Source organism: Ensifer sp. M14 (genome assembly GCF_003355565.1).
Classification (GTDB): Bacteria; Pseudomonadota; Alphaproteobacteria; order Rhizobiales; family Rhizobiaceae; genus Ensifer.
Window position 1 is genome coordinate 62,486 of sequence record NZ_QJNR01000015.1, and the last position, 1,176, is coordinate 63,661.

Here is a 1,176-nt window from a genome sequence, read left to right on the forward strand (position 1 = left end):
CTGGAAAAGGTTTTGATTGGCGAAGACCGATCCGAGCGGCTCGATGTCATCCCACCGAAGTTCAGGGTCATCGTTACCCGCCGGCCGAAATACGCATTCAGAGGGCGTGACGGTGTGCTGCAGGCTCTAGCGCCTGGCCATATCATCGAAGCCGGGCTGCCGAGCGAACGGCTCCTGGCTTACATCGCCGTGTCCAAATATGCCGACGGCCTTCCGCTCTACCGTCAGGAAACAATTTACCTGCGCGATAGCGTGACGCTGAGCCGCTCCTTGATGGCTCAATGGATGGGACATCTCGGCTTCGAGCTCAAGATCCTGGCCGATTACATCCTGGAGAAAATCAAGGCAGGTGAAAGGGTCTTTGCCGACGAAACGACATTGCCGACCCTGGTGCCTGGTTCGGGAAAAACAATGACGGCATGGCTGTGGGCCTATGCCCGTGATGATCAGCCGTTCGGGGGATCAGGGCCACCAATGGTCGCCTATAGATTTGAAGACAGCAGAGGTGGGCGCTGTGTGGCCCGTCACCTGAGCGGCTTCAACGGCATTCTCCAGGTTGATGGGCACGGCGCCTATACGAGCATGGTCAAAGAGCAGGTCAAGGCCGGCAGCAACGAAACCATCACGTTGGCAGGGTGCTGGGCGCATGTCAGGCGCAAATTCTACGAACTGCATATCGGTGGTATCAATCACGCCGCGACAGCCTCGGTGAAGGCGATGAGCGAGTTGTGGAAGGTCGAGGACGAGATCCGGGGAAAGGATGCCAACCTCCGTGCGGCCGCACGACAAGAGCGGTCTGCGGCCATTGTCGCCAACCTTTTTGACATCTGGGAAAAGGAGCTGGCGAAGGTCTCTGGCAAGTCCAAAACCGCGGAAGCGATCCGCTATGCAATGACCCGCCGACAATCTCTGGAACGCTTTCTCGGTGACGGCCGCATCGAGATCGACTCCAATATCGTCGAGCGCGCAATCCGTCCCCAAACGATCACACGGAAGAATAGTCTATTTGCCGGAAGCGAAGGCGGTGGCAACACATGGGCCACGATCGCCACGCTTTTGCAGACAGCTAAAATGAACAACGTCGATCCGCTCGCCTGGCTGACACAGACCTTAGTTCGCATGGCCAACGGATGGCCCGCGCAGGATATCGACGCTCTGATGCCGTGGAACTTCGAG

The 1,176-nt window shown here is 58.0% G+C and carries 1 protein-coding gene; it reads left to right on the forward strand.

The window, feature by feature from the left end:
- Nucleotides 1-1,176: IS66 family transposase (locus tag BLJAPNOD_RS32125; RefSeq protein ID WP_115422811.1), on the forward strand; the 1,176-nt coding region annotated here is incomplete at both ends.